The organism is Paenibacillus sp. 1-18 (assembly GCF_000520755.1).
Lineage (GTDB): Bacteria > Bacillota > Bacilli > Paenibacillales > Paenibacillaceae > Paenibacillus > Paenibacillus brasilensis.
In genome coordinates, this window is record NZ_ASSB01000399.1 from 4,376 (window position 1) to 22,238 (window position 17,863).

Here is a 17,863-nt window from a genome sequence, read left to right on the forward strand (position 1 = left end):
ATGGTTCAAAGTGATGTGCTACTGGTTCATGCTGATAAGAAACCGATGCCGGGAATTCTGCATCCAACACCAAACCAAGTCTATCGAAATGCCCGGGTTTCTATTGAGAAACGCAATTTATCCAAGCTGGACCCGGATAAAATCCGTTTAGAGATGTACTATGTAGGGATATGTGGGACAGATTTACACCTTACTACAAATGATCCGCACACAGGCTATATTCGATGCACAGCTCCTTTGGAAATCCCAGAGAATGGAAGAATTATAGGACATGAGGGTGTAGGTAGAATATTAGAGGTAGGGGAACATGTTAGACATCTACAAGTTGATATGCTTGTGACACTGGAATCTATTATGGTATGTAATGTGTGCGAATCGTGTAAGAAAGGGAAGTTCAATCAGTGCAAACAGGCCAAATTAATAGGATTGGAGCACGACGGATTGTTCGGAACGGTTGTTGATGTTCCTTGCTCAATTGCTCACAACATTACGGATCGTGTGAGAAACGAACAAGATCTCATGGCGGCAGCATGTATTGAACCTGCAGGAGTTGCTTATGTGGGATGTGAGAATGCGGAGTTGAAGGCTGGCGAAACTGTTGTTATTTTTGGGGCTGGTCCTATCGGTGTATTAAGCGCTATGCTTAGTAAACAAGTATTTGGTGCTTCGCAAGTTCATGTCGTTGAACCTTTGGAGTTTCGACGTCAGTTCGCTAAGAAGTGGGCGGATCATGTGTACACTCCTGAAGAATTTTTTAAAGCTCCGCCTCTTAAGATCGATGTTGTTTTTGAGTCGTCAGCTTATGTAGAAAACGTCAATCATATATTTAAACATGTTAGTGGAAATGGGCGTATAGTCTTGCTTGGAAGAAGAGGAGTCCCGTTGGAAATTAACGGAGTGGACCATATGATTACGAATGAAATATCTGTCAAGGGATCGCGTGGTCATTTATGTGGCGCTTTTGCCCAAATTTTGGCTTTACAAAAAGCAGGGCGAATTCACTTGGAGGAAATTGTTACGAACGTCGTAGAGGATTTAAAGGATATCAAAAAGTTTCTGGAGCATCGTGAACTGCTGGAGAGAGAAAATTGCAAGGTGGTTATTGACCTTCGTAAGCAAATGGTGTGTAAAGGAGGTAAATGAATGGTAGTGGATATGGCTAAGTTGTTGGCTACCGACAAAACGCATTTTTATAAAACGGAGCACGCTTACATGTATCACACTTCTTTTAATAGTGAGCCATTCTTACGCTCCGTAACACGAAAAGAGCAGCAAGAATATATAGGTTTACATCAAGTGGATCTAGAATCATTTCTAGATGCCATGCTTCTTACATCTGTTGAACTTACCCATCAATGGCTTGTGGATCAATACAAGGACGAAGTATCTTTGTCGGTAGCCAAGCAATTGTATGCTCAGTATTTACCTAAGTCGTTTCACGTACCTTCTGTATATATAGAGGAATCTGTAGGTGCATGGGAGATGATTCGTCTTTTCGAACTATCTGATGCGCAGTGGGATTCCGTTCTTTTATTATGTCAGGCATTGAGGGTTTACCCACAGCATGTAATGGTTGCAATGATAGCGGCCTTTTTTAATACAATTGCTGATAATGAAGTAAAAGTGGGATTTACAGTAGGAGGAGAGAATCAAGAACGGCCTGTTTGGTTAAACGGTTTTGTCACTGATAATCAAACCTTTATATCCCTTGTAAAAGAAGTGAAAGCTCTTCTTCCCCTAGAAGAAGAGCTTTCACTATATCATTTATGGTTCAAGATCCCTAGTATTTCAATGGATGAGGAAAGATATGGAGACTTGCCGGATGCTGTGGTGTCCATGAGAAATGATGGTTCCGCGTGCTTTGGTGGGGTGAAATACTCTTCTATGTTGTTTGATTCCTTGTCTGTGGAACTTATAGTAAAACATGTAGGAAACTTTCTCAGTAATTTGCTAGAGCAACCGGAAGCACGTATCAGAGATGTATCCTATATGGATTCAGAAGAGCTGGCATTTATTTTGGGGTGTTCAGGGGATGAGAAAGTTGTATCCAATGAAGATTCATTATATACAACATTTCTTAAAGTCGCAGATGTTAAACCGGATGACATTGCCGTTATTTGTGAAGATCCCAGTGGTCTCAGCATCAGAATGACCTACAGGGAACTATCAGATACAGTTGATCGTGTAGCTCATCGCATAGAAAAATTGAAGCTTGGGCCAGCCTCATGCGTTGGAGTTTATGGAGAAAGATCGATTTACAGCGTCATATCTATGTTAGCTCTTTTTAAACTAGGTCTTACGTATGTACCGTTAGATATCAGCTATCCGGAATCGAATTTGCATCATATTATTCAAGATGCTAGTCTAACATTAATTTTGACTCTTGAGTCGCATGTACCTTTTTTACATTCAGTCAATATTCCGCATTTAGTTCTGGATGTAATAGAAACGGATTATGAGGATGAAGACAGCTATCTTAAAGCGATAAAGGATTACAGCAATGAATCACTAAGAGCATCGTTTATCATGTACACATCGGGTTCAACGGGCATGCCCAAAGGGGTTAGACATCATCAGCAACAACTCATTAATTTTTTCAACCATATGTGGACCAAGTACCCTTTTATAGAGGGGGATTGTAGCTGTCAACGAACTAGTATGAATTTTATGCCGTCGATGTGGGAGTTTTTAGGAGGGCTGTTACAGGGAGTTCCCACCGTTATCATGTCGGATACAACGGTAAGAGACCCGGGTAGATTAATTCACGCTTTGTATAAACATGAAGTGACTTATTGTACGATGCTTCCGTCCATGTTGCGTCGAATCTTTGAAACATCGGAAGATTTGTCTTGCCTCAATCGTATTCGGGTTTGTATGACGGTCGGTGAACCTTTTACATTTGATTTATACAAGTTGTTTGTAAATTACTTTCCTGACGCTACACTTGTAGTAGACTATGGTGCTACAGAAGTCAATGGAATTATGCAATTCTCAACAGGGGATTGTGATTCTTCGTCGGATCAGATGCCATGGTTCAAGCCCATCACAAATGTTAAAACGTATATCTTGAATCCCTCCATGCAATTATGCCCTGTGGGGGTGCCTGGGGATTTATACATTGGTGGTGTGTCTCTGGCTGTAGAGTATGTGAATCTGGAGGAGGAAACCAAAGCAAAATTCATTGAAAATCCTTTAGAGAACACTGCTGAAAAGCGATTGTACAAAATGGGGGATATGGCCCGCTATTTGCCTGATGGGAGGATTCAATTGCTCGGGAGACGGGATAATCAGGTGAAAATCCATGGAATCCGAATGGAACTGTCTGCCATTGAACATATTCTTGCTGAAGAAAATCGAATTAAAGAATGTACGGTGGTAGCAAAGGAAATAAGGGATGGTACCAAAAGATTACTGGCCTTTGTCGTTATTGCTGAGAACTCTAAGTTAACGGACGATGAGATAAGGGCAACAATGAGTGTAAAATTACCGAAGTATATGATTCCGTCCACGTTCATTCGGGTGAGCGAATTACCACGCACTCCAAGCGGGAAGATTGATCGTCAGAAACTGATGCGTATGGACGAGCCTTTGTTTAAACGTTCTACGGGAGTATACGGTAAAAATATGGAGCATGTACTGATTGAAATGGCCGCTGGGATTCTGGGAGGAAATGAAGGGGAAATTAAGGCACATCATAAGCTTTATGAAATCGGCTTTGATTCGATGACAATCGTGGATTTTATGAACCAAATAAAGTCAACATTCAAAGTGAAGCTAGAGGTTACCGATTTATACGATCATCCTAGTATTCAAGACCTTGCGGCATTTCTTACATCAAGGGGGGCATCATTGGAGACGTGCTTTGATTACTCTTTTGGCGAAGTAAACACCTCTCAAAAGGCAGAATCGTCTGGTTGTGAGTATGTGGAAGATGGATTTAAGATCGCAGTTATTGGGCTCTCATGTAAATTCCCAGGAGCTCAAAATGTCCATGAGTATTGGAATAACCTGGTGAACGGAGTTAGTACTATTACTGAAATTCCTAAAGAGAGATGGGCTCTAAATTCATTCTTTGATCCGGATATGAAAAAGCCGTTTCGGTCAGTGAGCAAATGGGGGGGGTTTATTGATGGCATAGACCTGTTTGATCCTGATTTCTTTCATATTTCTCCCAGAGAAGGAGAGATGATGGACCCCCAGCATCGTCTTGTTCTTGAAGAATGTTGGAAATCACTAGAGGATGCAGGGTATTCTGATAAAAAATTAAATGCAGAACCTGTGGGTGTTTTTATAGGGGGAAGAACAGGGGGGTATGATCAGCTTATTCACGACCGAAAAACACCTCCAGACCCATATACGACGATGGGAAATGATAACGCTATTCTGGCAGCAAGGGTTGCGTATCATCTTAATTTAAACGGTCCATGCGTTACTGTGGATACTGCCTGTTCTTCATCTCTTGTTGCTATACACTTGGCTTGTTCCAGTATTCGTTCCGGTGAATCTAGAATGGCTATTGCCGGAGGAGTATCCATCATTACATCACCTACATTGTATTATCAATCCTCTAGCATGGGGATGTTTTCCGACACCGGACAGTGTAAAGCCTTTGATAATGATGCCAATGGTATTGTACCTGGGGAAGGAATAGGGATCGTCATATTAAAAAGTTATCAAAGGGCTCTAGAAGATGGAGATCATATTTATGGAACAATTGTTGCATCTGGTATGAATCAGGATGGAAAAACAAATGGCATTACCGCCCCAAGTGCCGCGTCCCAGCAGCGTCTCATACAAAATCTTTACGAACAATATCAAATTAATCCAGAGCGGATTACATATGTTGAGGCTCATGGTACAGGAACCAAATTGGGTGATCCCATTGAAGTTAAAGCACTCACGGGCGCCTTTCGTAACTGGACATCCCATACAAATTATTGTGCAATTGGATCGGTCAAGACTAACATTGGCCATACGATAACGAGTTCTGGGGTGGCAGGACTTATTAAAGTTCTAATGGCTATGAAGAATCACAAAATACCGGCTTCACTTCATTTTAATCATCCCAATGAGCATATTGATTTTGCTCAGAGTCCTTTTTATGTGAATACCTCACTAAAGGAGTGGAAGAAATCGGAAGGGGAGCTACGGCTTGCGGCAGTAAGCTCATTTGGCATCAGTGGAACGAATGTCCATATGGTTATTGAGGAAGCACCTACTCTTGTTCCGAATAGTGGGGAGACTTTGCCTTATCACATTATACCTCTTTCCGCTAAATCTGAATCGGCTTTAATGAGAAAGATCGTTGAGCTTTCGGAATGGCTAGATCAGGAGGGGGCTTACCACACCATGGAAGAGATTAGTGGTACGCTTCAAAGCGGTCGAAGCCATTTCCACTACCGGGCTGCATGCGTTGTCACGGATGTTCGTGATCTGAAGCAGAAGCTGGCATTACTTATTAACGGGAGGTCTGATTTGTATCTCTACACGAATAGGGAGGGGACCTTTTCTTCATCCAAAATGGGTGAAAAATCTGCGGATCAGTTATGGCAGAAATTAACGAGGGATGAACTTGATCTCATCAGCTACAAAGAAGCAGCGGGAGAAGTTGCACTATTTTACACGCAAGGACATGATCTCGATTGGGAGTTGCTTTCACATAAGCGTCCCTTCCGTCACATTTCGATGCCTGTGTATCCATTCGACCGTCAGCGTTGTTGGCTTCCTGAAGAGTTGCAGAAACCACTGCGCTCACTTCAGCCATTTTCATGGGAGAATGTATCTACATTAAAGGGACAACAGTATCAGACGGTATTTCACGCACAGAACCTTGAAATAAAGGAGCATATTATTGGTGATGAGCCTGTATTGCCTGCGGCTGTCATATTGGAAATGATCAGGGCTGCCGGTTCACTGGCTTGTGAACAGACAGTTTCGATGATCCATTCGGTTAACTTTAGAACAGCTGTCAGCTTTGATAAGACAAGCAAGAAAATACGAATCGGATTATCGGATGAGAATAATTTGATTAAATTCGTGCTGCATGAGGAAGGGGAGACTGGAGCCATTCTGGTTTGTCAGGGATGGCTAGAGACACTGGCAAAGGTGGATTCTCCGGCTAATTCTGAGCCTCTGGAGGCCATAAGGACAAGATGTAACCGATCCATAACGGCTGAAGAGTTATACTCATCATTTGCAGAGAAAGGTATGAGATATGGCGCAAGTTACCAGGTTGTAAGGTCTGTTTCGTACAATGAAACAGAGCTGCTAGCCTTGCTTGAGCTCTCACATGACCTGCAACAAGACGATTCAGTTTATACAATATTGCCGCAAATAATGGATGGGGCTATGCATGCCATGGAAGGTTTAGACGTTTTGCGTCAAGCCAATTCCCCTTATGTTCCTTTTTCAATAGGTTGTCTGGAACTGTATGCGCCTCTATGCGATCACTGTTATTCTTACATTCATCTGAAACAAGATCCTGGAGTAAGTTATGATACGCTTAAGGCGGATATTGAAATCACCAACGATCAAAACGAGTTGCTTTTAAGGATACGTGATTTTGTAGTTAGACCCTTAGAAGGAGCAAAGTTTATTGCTCCATCACCAAGTAAAAGCAAAACAGATGAGGTTCTGCTGCTCGAGAATTATTGGAAAGAAAAACCATCTGTGCAAGGCAAAAAACTCAAAAGCTTGCTAGTGTTCATGCCTGATGATCCATCCGACTTACCCCTGCCATTTTCTGATCAACCTGTTTTGAGGGTTAAGCGGGGGCGTAAATTTAAAGAATTATCCGAGGATCTTTATGAAGTGGGGCAAGATGATGAAGACTATGCCCAGTTGATTAAGGTCCTGATTGAGCGTTCGTTTGAAATCAGTGATATTCTTCATTTATGGGCATTGGATAGGGGAGGATATCTTGAGACGTCCATGTGCATGGAATCGGGAATTTATTCTTTGTATATGCTGGTAAGGGCTATAATGCACCGAAATAATGGAATAAGCAACATCCGTTTAACTTTCGCTTATTCCAATGGATTTAACGATGCTCTTCCGTATTATGCGGGAGTTACAGGTTTTTTGCGCACGCTTTCGCTTGAAGATCCACGATTTCAAACCAAAAGTGTATGCATTGATCCTGAAGTGTGGAAAGAGGAAAAGAGTGGGTTATTAAAGCTGTGGGAGGAACTATACGACACTTCAGAGGAGCGTGAAATCCATCTATCGCGGCATGATCGGTGTGTTAAACGATTAAGGCCTTTTCAAATTACTGCTGAAAAGATGCAGTATCGCGGAGTTTATATTATCACTGGGGGAATGGGGGGGATTGGATATCAGCTGGCTCTCCATTTGTTAGCCTCTCCAGAGAGTAATGTTATATTGATCGGTCGTGAAAAGCTTGTAGGAAAGAAGCTAGCTCGATTTGAGCAACTACGTTCTTTTGGTAATAGAGTTCAGTATTTTCAAGGGGATGTAACCAACTACAAGGATTTAAGAGGAATTTTGCAAAATGGCAGGGAGCAAATGGGTCCAATTAAAGGTGTGCTTCATTGTGCTGGTGTGACTCATGATGGTTTGCTTTTTCATAAGGATCGTCAAACCTTTGATAAGGTGTTAAATCCGAAGGTTCGGGGAACGCGCGTTTTAGATGAATTAACAGCCTCCGATCCACTGGATTTTTTTGTTATGTTTTCGTCTATAGCCTCTTTGTTTGGTCATATCGGCCAAACTGACTATGCCTATGCCAATCGCTATATGGATGAATTTGCAGCATTGCGGCAGACAAAGAGTAGGGATGGTGAGAGATCCGGGAAAAGCCTTTCGATCCATTGGCCGTTCTGGAGCGAGGGAGGTATGAATCTTTCTGCCGAAATAAAAAACAAGTTGCGACTGAGAAATGGAATGACTGAACTGGCTAGCCAGCAGGGGACTGCTGCTCTTGAAAAAGCATTGTTGCTGCCTGAATCATTGGTCACCGTTTTGGTGGGCGATTCCTCTCTTTTGATGCAAACGATTGTTCATCAAGGTTCTATGCTAACGAAGGAATCTCAGGAGAGTGCGCCTGTTATCGTCGAATCATCTCGTCAAGACCAGGCATCACAATATGCTAATACACTGTCAAGGGTCTCAGCACCCGAGTTACGTAAACGGGTAGAGAAACTTTTAGCTGGTATAGTATCTAAAGAAACACATTTGCCGATGGCGAAATGTAACCCCCAGAGAGGCATGGATGAATTTGGTTTTAATTCTTTAATGATTATGAATATGACCGAGAAGTTGGGTCGTCATTTCGGGCCTTTGTCCCAGACTCTCTTTTTTGAACACCGAAATCTTGGAGCTTTTGCGGAATATCTGTTGAAGACATATCCAGATAAAGTTGAAGGATTGTTCAAAGATACGATGGACAAAACCGACACAAGCTCGACATTCGAGCCCACACTATTAAGTTTGCAAAATATAAAAGAAGATACGATTATAAAAGCTCAGCCTGCAGAGGAAAACAAAATTGCTATCATCGGCTTAAGCGGGCATTATCCAATGGCACGGACATTGGAGGAATATTGGAACAATCTTGTGACTGGAAAGGATTGTATTACCGAGATTCCGGAAGATCGTTGGGATTTCCGAACTTTTTTTGACCCCGATAAAAGAGAAAAAGGGAGAAGCTATACCAAATGGGGGGGATTTTTGGACGATATAGATAAGTTCGATCCACTCTTCTTTAACATTTCTCCCAAGGAAGCCGAATTGATGGACCCGCAGGAGAGATTATTTTTGCAATGTGCCTGGGAAACGTTAGAAGATGCAGGCTATACGAGAAAACGTCTGGAGACCGCTAAAGTAGGTGTATATGTCGGGGTCATGTGGGGGCAATACCAGCTTTATGGTAGCGATGATGCCCCAGTAGAAAAACCAACTTCCAGCTATGCTTCTATCGCTAACCGTGTTTCATTTGTAATGAATTTTAAAGGTCCGAGCATGGCAATAGACACAATGTGTTCTTCTTCCTTGGCGGCACTTAAGTTAGCTTGTGACAGTCTGATTCGTGGTGAAACGGACTATGCCTTAGCTGGCGGTGTGAACATCGCTTCCCATCCCAATAAGTACATTCTGGTCAGTCAAGGGAAATTTGGATCTACTGATGGTCGTTGTCGCAGCTTTGGCGAAGGAGGGGACGGATATGTACCCGGTGAAGGGGTAGGGGCAGTCCTTCTAAAACCACTGGGTAGGGCCGTTCAAGACGGCGACTATATCTATGGGGTTATTACAGGTGCGGCTCTAAACCACGGAGGCAAGACAAACGGTTATACTGTTCCAAGTCCAGTATCTCAGGCAAGCGTGTTGAATGAAGTATTTCATCAGTCCCAAATTCATCCACGAACAATCAGTTATCTGGAAGCCCATGGAACGGGTACGGCGTTAGGAGACCCGATTGAAATTAACGGTATTTCTAAGGCGTTTAGTGAATTTACCGAGGATAAAGGCTTTTGTTCTATTGGTTCTGTCAAATCCAATATTGGTCATCTTGAATCTGCCGCAGGGATTGCTGCACTTACGAAGGTATTACTTCAGATGCAACATCGCTTACTGGTTCCGTCCATTCATTCTGATAAGCTGAATCCACGAATTGATTTTGCGGGAAGTCCGGTAAGTGTTCAGCGTGAGCTTGCTGAATGGAAGCAGCCTGTGCTGATGGAGAACGGGACGATGAAAGTATATCCTCGACGCGCGGGAATCAGTTCCTTTGGAGCTGGAGGCTCCAATGCGTTTTTAATCGTTGAAGAATTTATTAATGATAAGCCAGAACAGGCTAATGATATATCTGATTCCCGTGACGAACCTGAATCATTAATTGTTTTGTCAGCAATCAACAAAGATCGTTTGTTGGCTTATGTAGAAAAGTTAAGGATGTTTTTGAAAAAGTGCAGTGCGGAGAGAAATAAAGTATCTGATAATACGTATGCCGAGCATAAATTACTTGATTCAATGACGATGTGGATTGGAGGGGAAAGAAATCAATTTAGTGCGGAAGACCAGCTCGGGGATTTCTTGGGGAATGCTACTGATCTGATTCATTTTATATCTGAGATCAACAGAGAATATAACATAGAGATCAGCTTGCATGAGGTAACGACCAGCCTCACCATTAGGGAACTGGGGAGACTTCTTCTTAAGAAGATGGAACATAATAACGTTTTGGAAGTAAATACGTTGTTCCAAACGAGTAGTATTAATTTTACACTGCATGATCTTGCTTATACATTGCAAATCGGGCGCGAGCATTTTGAGGAGCGACTAGCTATAGTTTGCAAAGATTTCAATGCTTTGGATAAAGCTTTGGAGGCTTACCTTCAAGGCAAAGAAAAACCGGGTCTATACCGAGGTACTATTTCGGATGATATAGCTGAGACTGGTTCGTCCGTAGTCGAGGAAAATGGAGAGTCTTCACTCCTTTGGTCTCAGGATCGGTTGGAGATAATCGCAGAAATGTGGACGAAAGGGATGAACATTCAATGGGATCGTTTACAAATAGGAAACGAACATTCTTTGGTACAACTTCCGACGTATCCCTTTGACCTTGAAAGCTATTGGATAGATAACGCCAGTTCAGAAGCAAAACTCAGAGATGACATGGTTAGAAGATTGCATCCGCTTATTGATGCAAATGTGTCAACCTTTGCTGGTATGCTTTATGAGAAAGTATTTAATAGAAGCGAAGAGTATATTAAGGACCATATAATTCAAGGGGATCATTTAGTTCCGGGTACAGCCATGATAGAAATGGCAAGAGCAGTTGGGGGATGGTCGAAGCCTGGAGGGACAGTTACAAAGATTCAAAATGTAGTTTGGCTCTCTCCGCTTGTGATCACAGAAGAGCCCCAGTGTACGAACATCAGTCTGAGCCCTCTTAAGGATCAAGATCCAACTACAGAATTTAATATTTTTTCTGTACAACAGGAGACTCCCATCATACATTGCAAGGGAACACTTGTTTATGGAAATGATCCTAGAGGCGACGAACGGCTTGATCTTCACGCTATTCGTACGCGGTGCTGTCACAATTTATCCAAGGATTTTTGTTACTCAAGTTTTCAGAAATTAAATTTCCAGTATGGAAGCAGTTTTAAAACCTTGGAAGAATTGTATTATAACGAAAATGAGGCGCTTGCTTTCATAAGCTTGTCCGAGGAAATTGAATGGAGCGATCAAGTTTGGCTTCATCCTGCTCTACTAGACGGAGGGTTACAGTCGGTAATTGCACTTACTTGGAACGAAGTTGAAAACGAATTAAGACTCCCGTATATGATTCGCGAAATTGAAATTTACAAAAGTTTAACAAGACAATGTTATGTTCATACCGTAAGACAGCCAAAAGGGTATTCATTTACCATGACAGATCTACATGGCCAAGTTCTGGTTCGTGTAGATGGTCTTTCCTTCAGACATAAGGATGATTCTCCAACGGCTATAAAAAAATCCAAAGAGATGATTTATGTACAGGATTCTTGGATAACAGCCGAGCTGGAGGCGCCTGTCTTAACAGCACAAGGAAACTTGCTCATTATAGATGAAGATGGGCAGTACCCACATCTAAAAAATGAAATTGGTAAATATTATAAATCTGTCACTTGGATACATGCAGGAGGTTCAGGTGAGCAAACGAGCTTCGGATTGGAATTGAACCTAGACGATCCGGATAATTATCAAAAGATTTTTGAGATGTTTCGTAAAAAAGATATGTCGTGGACTCATATCATTTATTTGCAGGGACATAGGCATGGAGCGAAGCCAGATCAAGCTGAACCGGAACTTGTGCATAGACTGGCATTGCGTCTGCTTTACTTCACCCAAGCGGTTGAAAAGGAGACGATAGGTCATGTTCGAGTCCTGCTTGCTTATGTCAATTCACGTTCGGAGTGGGAGAGCGTATGCGCAAGCGCCTTTGTTAAAAGCGTTTGTATGGAGAACCATCGGATTATGTATAAAACGGTCTGTATTGACGATTCAGCGCTGCAGATTGCCAAAGTATTGCATTCCGAAGTTGTTTCTATCGGCGAAGCATTTCAAGAGGTCGCTTATAGAGATGACAACCGAAAGCTTCGAGTTTTGGATGAAGTGGATGCCACCGATCTTCGTATATCTTCCCCTGCTGCTTCTTTAAATAAGAAGAGAGGCAGACCTGTATACGTTATTACTGGTGGATTAGGTGGTATAGGACTTATTATCGCCCGATATTTGGCAGCTAGTCGTGCTTGCTCGCTTGTGTTGGTAGGACGTTCAGAATTGACACCAGAAAAGACGATAGAGTTGGAAGAACTACGTAAGATTGCCATAGACGTATTGTATATGAAAGCCGATATATCAAACTACTCAGAAACGGTAAGGCTATTTGAGTTTTTTAAGAAGCGTTTTGGCCAAATTCACGGTATTGTTCATGCCGCTGGGGTGACGAACGATTCTCTGTTAACGAATAAAACAGGCAAGGGGCTAAAAGCGGTGCTTGCCGCAAAAGTAGATGGTATTATTCATCTGGATAGATTGAGCAGGAGAGAGCCTCTTGAGTTTTTTGTGGGTTTCTCCTCCATTGCTGCTGTAGTCGGGAGCCAGGGACAGGCTGATTATGCTTTTGCTAATCGTTTTATGGATATGTGGATAGAACGAAGACAGCACCATGTTCGTGCAGGAAATTGCCAGGGAACTTCATTATCCATTAACTGGTCTTTATGGGAAGAGGGAGGCATGGGAATGCATGCCGATCTAAAGCGAAGAATCGAGAGTGAGACAGGCATATCCACCTTGCAAACCGAAAACGCTTTAGAGGCGTTTGAGATGTTGATAGCTTCCGATTACCCACGTGTAACAGTTATTGAAGGATGGGGCATTCAGGTTCGGGACTGGATGCGTCGTTCGTTGGGCGAGGATCATTCGGAAGTCGCTATATCATCAATAACGACAGATATGATGGAGCCTTCTCTCTTAAAGCGTTTGGTTTCGTGGGTTAAGGGGGTAGTTTCCAAGGCGACGAAGGTTCCGGTGGACAGAATCCGTAATAAAGACACCTTTGACAAGTATGGAGCTGACTCAATTATGTTGATTGAGATGGGTCTTGAGGTGGAAAAAGCATTTGGAACAGAAGCTCGAAGCGTTTTTATCGAGTTTTCAACGGTATATGATGTGAGTGCTCATTTGCTGGGGCATTATCAACAACGAGCGCTCTCTTTTTTGGAAATACAATCGACGGATGTAAGCAAAAACATCTCCAATATCCCTGTTACCAATCTTTCAAGCTTTTCTTCCGAGACTTCTGCTACAGAGGTTTCTTCTCCATCTATAGAAAAAGAGGCAGCGGTTATTGGTTTAAGCGGAAGATATCCCGAGTCAGACAACACTGAGCAATTCTGGAATCATTTAATTAAAGGGGAAAGCTGTATTAGGGAAGTTCCAACCGAAAGATGGAATGCAGATCAATATTATCAAAGAGCTTCAAATGAGCTTGACCCTTTAAAAATCTCGGGTAAATGGGGGGGCTTTATTCGAGATGTCGACCAATTCGATCCGTTATTTTTTAATATCTCTCCCCGTGAGGCCGAAAATATTGATCCTCAAGAGAGAATTATGCTTGAAGTGGTTTGGCATGCTTTGGAAAAGTCAGGATATTCCAAGGCCAAACTGGCTGAAGTTGAAAAAGAAGGAGGACGCGTGGGCGTTTTCATCGGAGCGATGTACCAACCGTATCCTTGGGTAGCAAAAGATAAACTTGTAGGGGCTATTCTTTCTGGTAGTTCTTACTGGTCCATAGCCAATCGAATATCTTACTTTCTAGGAATTCATGGTCCTAGCATGGCGGTGGATACTGCATGCTCGTCTTCACTTACAGCCCTACATCTGGCCATGAATAGCCTCCGTTCCGGAGAATGCACTATGGCAATTGTTGGAGGAGTTAACTTGAATCTCCATGCTTATAAGTATGTAGGCTTATCACAGGCGAAGTTGCTTGGCAGCCGCGACCGTAGCCTTAGTCTGGGCGACGGGGACGGTTATCTGCCAGGTGACGGAGCTGGTGCTGTGGTACTTAAAATGTTGGCAAAAGCTGAAGCGGATCATGATAGAATCCTATGCAAAATTAAGGGTAGCGCTACCAACCACAACGGGAGAAGCAGTGCATACAAGGTTCCTTCTAGTGAAGCGCAGGTGGAATTAATACAGCGGGCAATGGAAGATGCAGATGTTACCCCCGATACCATATCGTATATTGAGACAGCTTCTAATGGGTCCTCATTGGGAGATGCAGTCGAAATCGATGCAATAAAGAGGGTATTTCAATTCTGCCGTAGTGAGGAAACCGCGTGTGCAATCGGATCTGTCAAATCTAATATAGGCCATCTGGAAGCAGCATCTGGTATGTCCCAGTTGACCAAGGTTATATTGCAGTTTGTCCATAGAAAACTGGTTCCGACCTTGCACGAAGATAGCCTTAATCCTCGAATTGATTTGAAAGATACTGTTCTTCACATTCAAAGGCAGGTGTCGGACTGGTACCGTCCGAAAAGAAATGATGATAGTGGAATCAATTTTGAAGTTCCGTTACGCGTACTGATAAACGGATTTGGCGCAGGAGGAACAAACACGGCACTTATTGTAGAAGAGTATCTGCCTAAAGTAAAAGCACCTGTAACGGATAGGAGTGATGGGCCCTTTTTGTTGTTTTTTTCAGCCCGAAGCGAGGAGCGTCTAGCAGTTCTTATTGATAATTTCTATAATTTTTATAGTAAAAATATGATTTCTCTTTGCCTGAAGGATGTAGCTTATTCCCTGTCTCGTAGGGAGCCTATGGAAGAACGCCTTGCCCTTGTAGTACAAAATCAGTCAGCAGCATTGGAAGCTCTGGAACGAGCGCGAAATGGAGACTTCGCTGGTCCAGACATTTTCCAGAGTAGATATAAAACGGGAGTTTCGTATCATACCGTGCAATTCATTCAAGCAACAGAAGATGATTTACGCATGGTGGCAGAACATTGGGTGCATGGTGGTGAGGTGGACATGGAACAACTTTATTCGCCGTTGGCTTGTTCACTGCTTGATCTGCCTTTGTACCCCTTTGAGCGTGAAAGGTATTGGGTTGAAACCGATTCATCGATGGACGAATCATTGCCCATACAGACGAATAGCTCTAGGCATGCTGTTCAAGGCATACGGGCTTATTTGCTCGAGCTGCTTTCTTCTTTGTTGGCCTTAAAAGTGGAAAAAATTCAGGTCGACCAAAAGTTTGACAAGTATGGAATGGACTCCTTGGTAGCTTTGCGAATGATAAAAGCTATTGAGAATACCTATGGTGTATCAGTCACTTTAGCTGAGTTTTTTGATTGTTTTACCATTGAAAAGCTGGAGAGAGTTTTACTGGAAAAGGGGGCAGCACCCCATACTAAGACTTCCTTTGATTATTATTTAAGTAATATGCTCTTGTCATGTATCGAAGAAGGGAAACTCTCATTGGATACGACATTGAAATTAAAAGAAGTGGTTACATCATTTGTTGAAAGAGGTGAGATGGATGATAGAGCATGACATCTATCAGAAATTCTCTAAAGGTCAACTTAAGCGTGATGAAGCTCTGGAGTTGTTACTCCAGACGAACCGAGCTCAACCAGTTAAAACGGAGTTAACCGAGGGACAAAAAGGGCTGTGGCTGGAATGCCAAATGTCTCCTGAAAGTTATGCGTATCATACGCCAGGGGCATTGTTCGTATCTCCTAAAATAAATTTACAAATATTACAGCTATCCTTAGAATATATGGTTTCATTTCATAAGGTCCTCCGTACGGTAATGGTGCCTCGGGATGAAGAATTTTTTCCTTTACAGCAGACAGAAGCCTTCTCTACCCCTGTAATTAAACGAGTTCCAATCATTGCGAAGACAAAAGAGGACCTCATACAGCAATTATGGGTTGAAATCAAGAAGCCATTTAATTTTGAAGCTGGGCCTCTTTTTCGGGTAAGTCTTTATGATGTTGAGGGAGGTAATAGCATCTTATTGTGTACCTTCCATCACATTGTGTTGGACGGGATATCATCCCAAATTTTTATGAATGATTTGAAGACATGTTATGATGCAATTCGAATAGGTGACATTCCTCTGTTACAAGCACGACGTGCAGACTATTCTGAATATATTCAGTACGAACAGAATTATCTGAAAAGCGAGAAGTCTAAACAGGACCGAAATTTTTGGCTAGATAAGTTATCCAAGGAAGCACCGTCTTTAGAGCTCCCTGTGATACAAAGTTCATCTTCTGTCCCTTCTTATGAAGGGACAGCTTTTTCCTTTTCGATTGACGGAGAACTGCTCGCCGGTCTTAAATCCATAGCTACCTCAAAACCAGTAACGTTATTCTCCACCATGATGGCAGCCTACCAATGGGTGCTTTCACGCTTCAGTAATCAGCATGATATCTCCATTGGAACTCCGGTTGCGGGCAGGCCGGATATTCGTTTTGAAAATGTGATAGGACATTTCATGAATATGATTGTAATTCGTAGTGAAGTTGATGATCATGACACATTTCTCTCGTTGATAGAGAAAGTACAACAGACAGTGCTTTTATCAATTGAACATAGTCAATATCCATATTACAGATTGGTACGTGATTTTCAGCAACTTCACTCAACGGGCAAGCCCATTTTGTTTCAAGCGGCTTTTTACTTCCAAAACTGGATAAAGAATGAACCAGACGATATGTTTTTAGAGCCAATGCATAGTATCCACCAACTTGGAGAGTTTGATTTGACACTGGAAGTAATAGAGCATAAGGATGGATGCCTGTTCCATTTGAAATATAATCCTGAATTATATTCAGCTAAAACGATAGAATCCATAGCCTCTTGCTATGTCCGGGCGCTAGAAGCAATCGGGAATCAGATTCATACTCCTTTATCTGATATTTCTTTATTGTCTAAGGAAGAATCTCAAATGATTCTTTATGAGTGGAATGATACGCGTATTGACTTTTCTCAACATCAAACTTTCCTTGACTTATTTATAAATCAGGTAAAGAAATCACCTGATTCTGTTGCAGTAGTATGCCAAGGAGAAAGCCTTACTTATGTTGATGTATTTCAACGAGCTAAGCAAATTGCCTTATTCTTGCGTATGAAGGGAGTCGTAAAGGGAAGCTTTGTTGGAATCTATTTAGAACGTTCTCTGGATCTTTTGCCTGCTTTGATCGGTGTACAAATGTCTGGTGGTGTATATATCCCACTTGATCCTGCGTACCCTCAAGCTCGACTCTCAGATATGTTTAAGGAGAGTTCACTTTATTTTGTACTAACGCATTCCTCTATATATCGAAAGTTACCAAAATTCGATGGAACGGTGTTATACGTGGACAGCATCAGGACCCATCCGTTCACTCAAGAAGAATTGGAACCGATTGAGTCTGTAGTTTCAATTGCACCGGAAGATCCGGTATATCTCATATTTACATCAGGATCAACGGGCAAACCCAAAGGGATCATCATCAATCACCGAGGCTTAAGCAATTTTCTGTGTTCAATGGCTCAACGACCGGGATGTACCTCTGAAGATATGCTGCTAGCAGTGACGACCATATGTTTTGATATCGCGGGGTTGGAGTTATATTTACCTTTAATTGTAGGGGGGAAACTGGAAATCGCAACAGAAGAGATACAAAGAGATGGTATTCGATTACTTGAAACTCTTTCGAAAGGCAATATAACCATAATGCAGGCAACACCGGCTACATGGAAAATGTTACTTGCAGCAGGCTGGAATACACCGCTGAATTTAAAAATATTGTGCGGTGGCGAACCGTTGAGGTACGACCTGTCCAATCGTTTGCTTCAG

At 42.4% G+C, this 17,863-nt stretch carries 3 protein-coding genes (1 of these 3 only partly in view); all 3 read left to right on the forward strand.

Features of this window, described 5'->3' with window-relative positions; translation table 11 throughout:
• Tightly spaced (each overlapping or abutting the next), the 3 genes in view from L693_RS0126900 to L693_RS0126910 form a layout consistent with a single transcriptional unit that may run on beyond the window.
• Nucleotides 1–1,143 carry a zinc-dependent alcohol dehydrogenase gene (locus L693_RS0126900; protein ID WP_025721537.1) on the forward strand — a complete coding sequence of 381 codons (1,143 nt, stop codon included), beginning with the start codon at nucleotides 1–3 and terminating at the stop codon, nucleotides 1,141–1,143.
• Complete coding sequence (locus L693_RS0126905; protein ID WP_025721538.1) at nucleotides 1,144–15,567, forward strand: SDR family NAD(P)-dependent oxidoreductase; 14,424 nt, start codon at nucleotides 1,144–1,146, stop codon at nucleotides 15,565–15,567.
• Nucleotides 15,554–17,863, forward strand: partial view of a non-ribosomal peptide synthetase gene (locus L693_RS0126910; RefSeq protein WP_025721540.1) — the 5' portion only. 12,999 nt of this gene lie beyond the right edge of the window; only the first 2,310 of its 15,309 coding nucleotides appear in the window; the start codon lies at nucleotides 15,554–15,556; the stop codon falls past the right edge of the window. Before L693_RS0126905 ends, L693_RS0126910 begins: the two co-directional genes overlap by 14 nt.

What these genes read in the sequence shown, in the direction of transcription:
- L693_RS0126900 (WP_025721537.1), top strand. Translation starts at nt 1, where the DNA reads ATGGTTCAAAGTGATGTGCTACTGGTTCATGCTGATAAGAAACCGATG.
- L693_RS0126905 (WP_025721538.1), top strand. Translation starts at nt 1,144, where the DNA reads ATGGTAGTGGATATGGCTAAGTTGTTGGCTACCGACAAAACGCATTTT.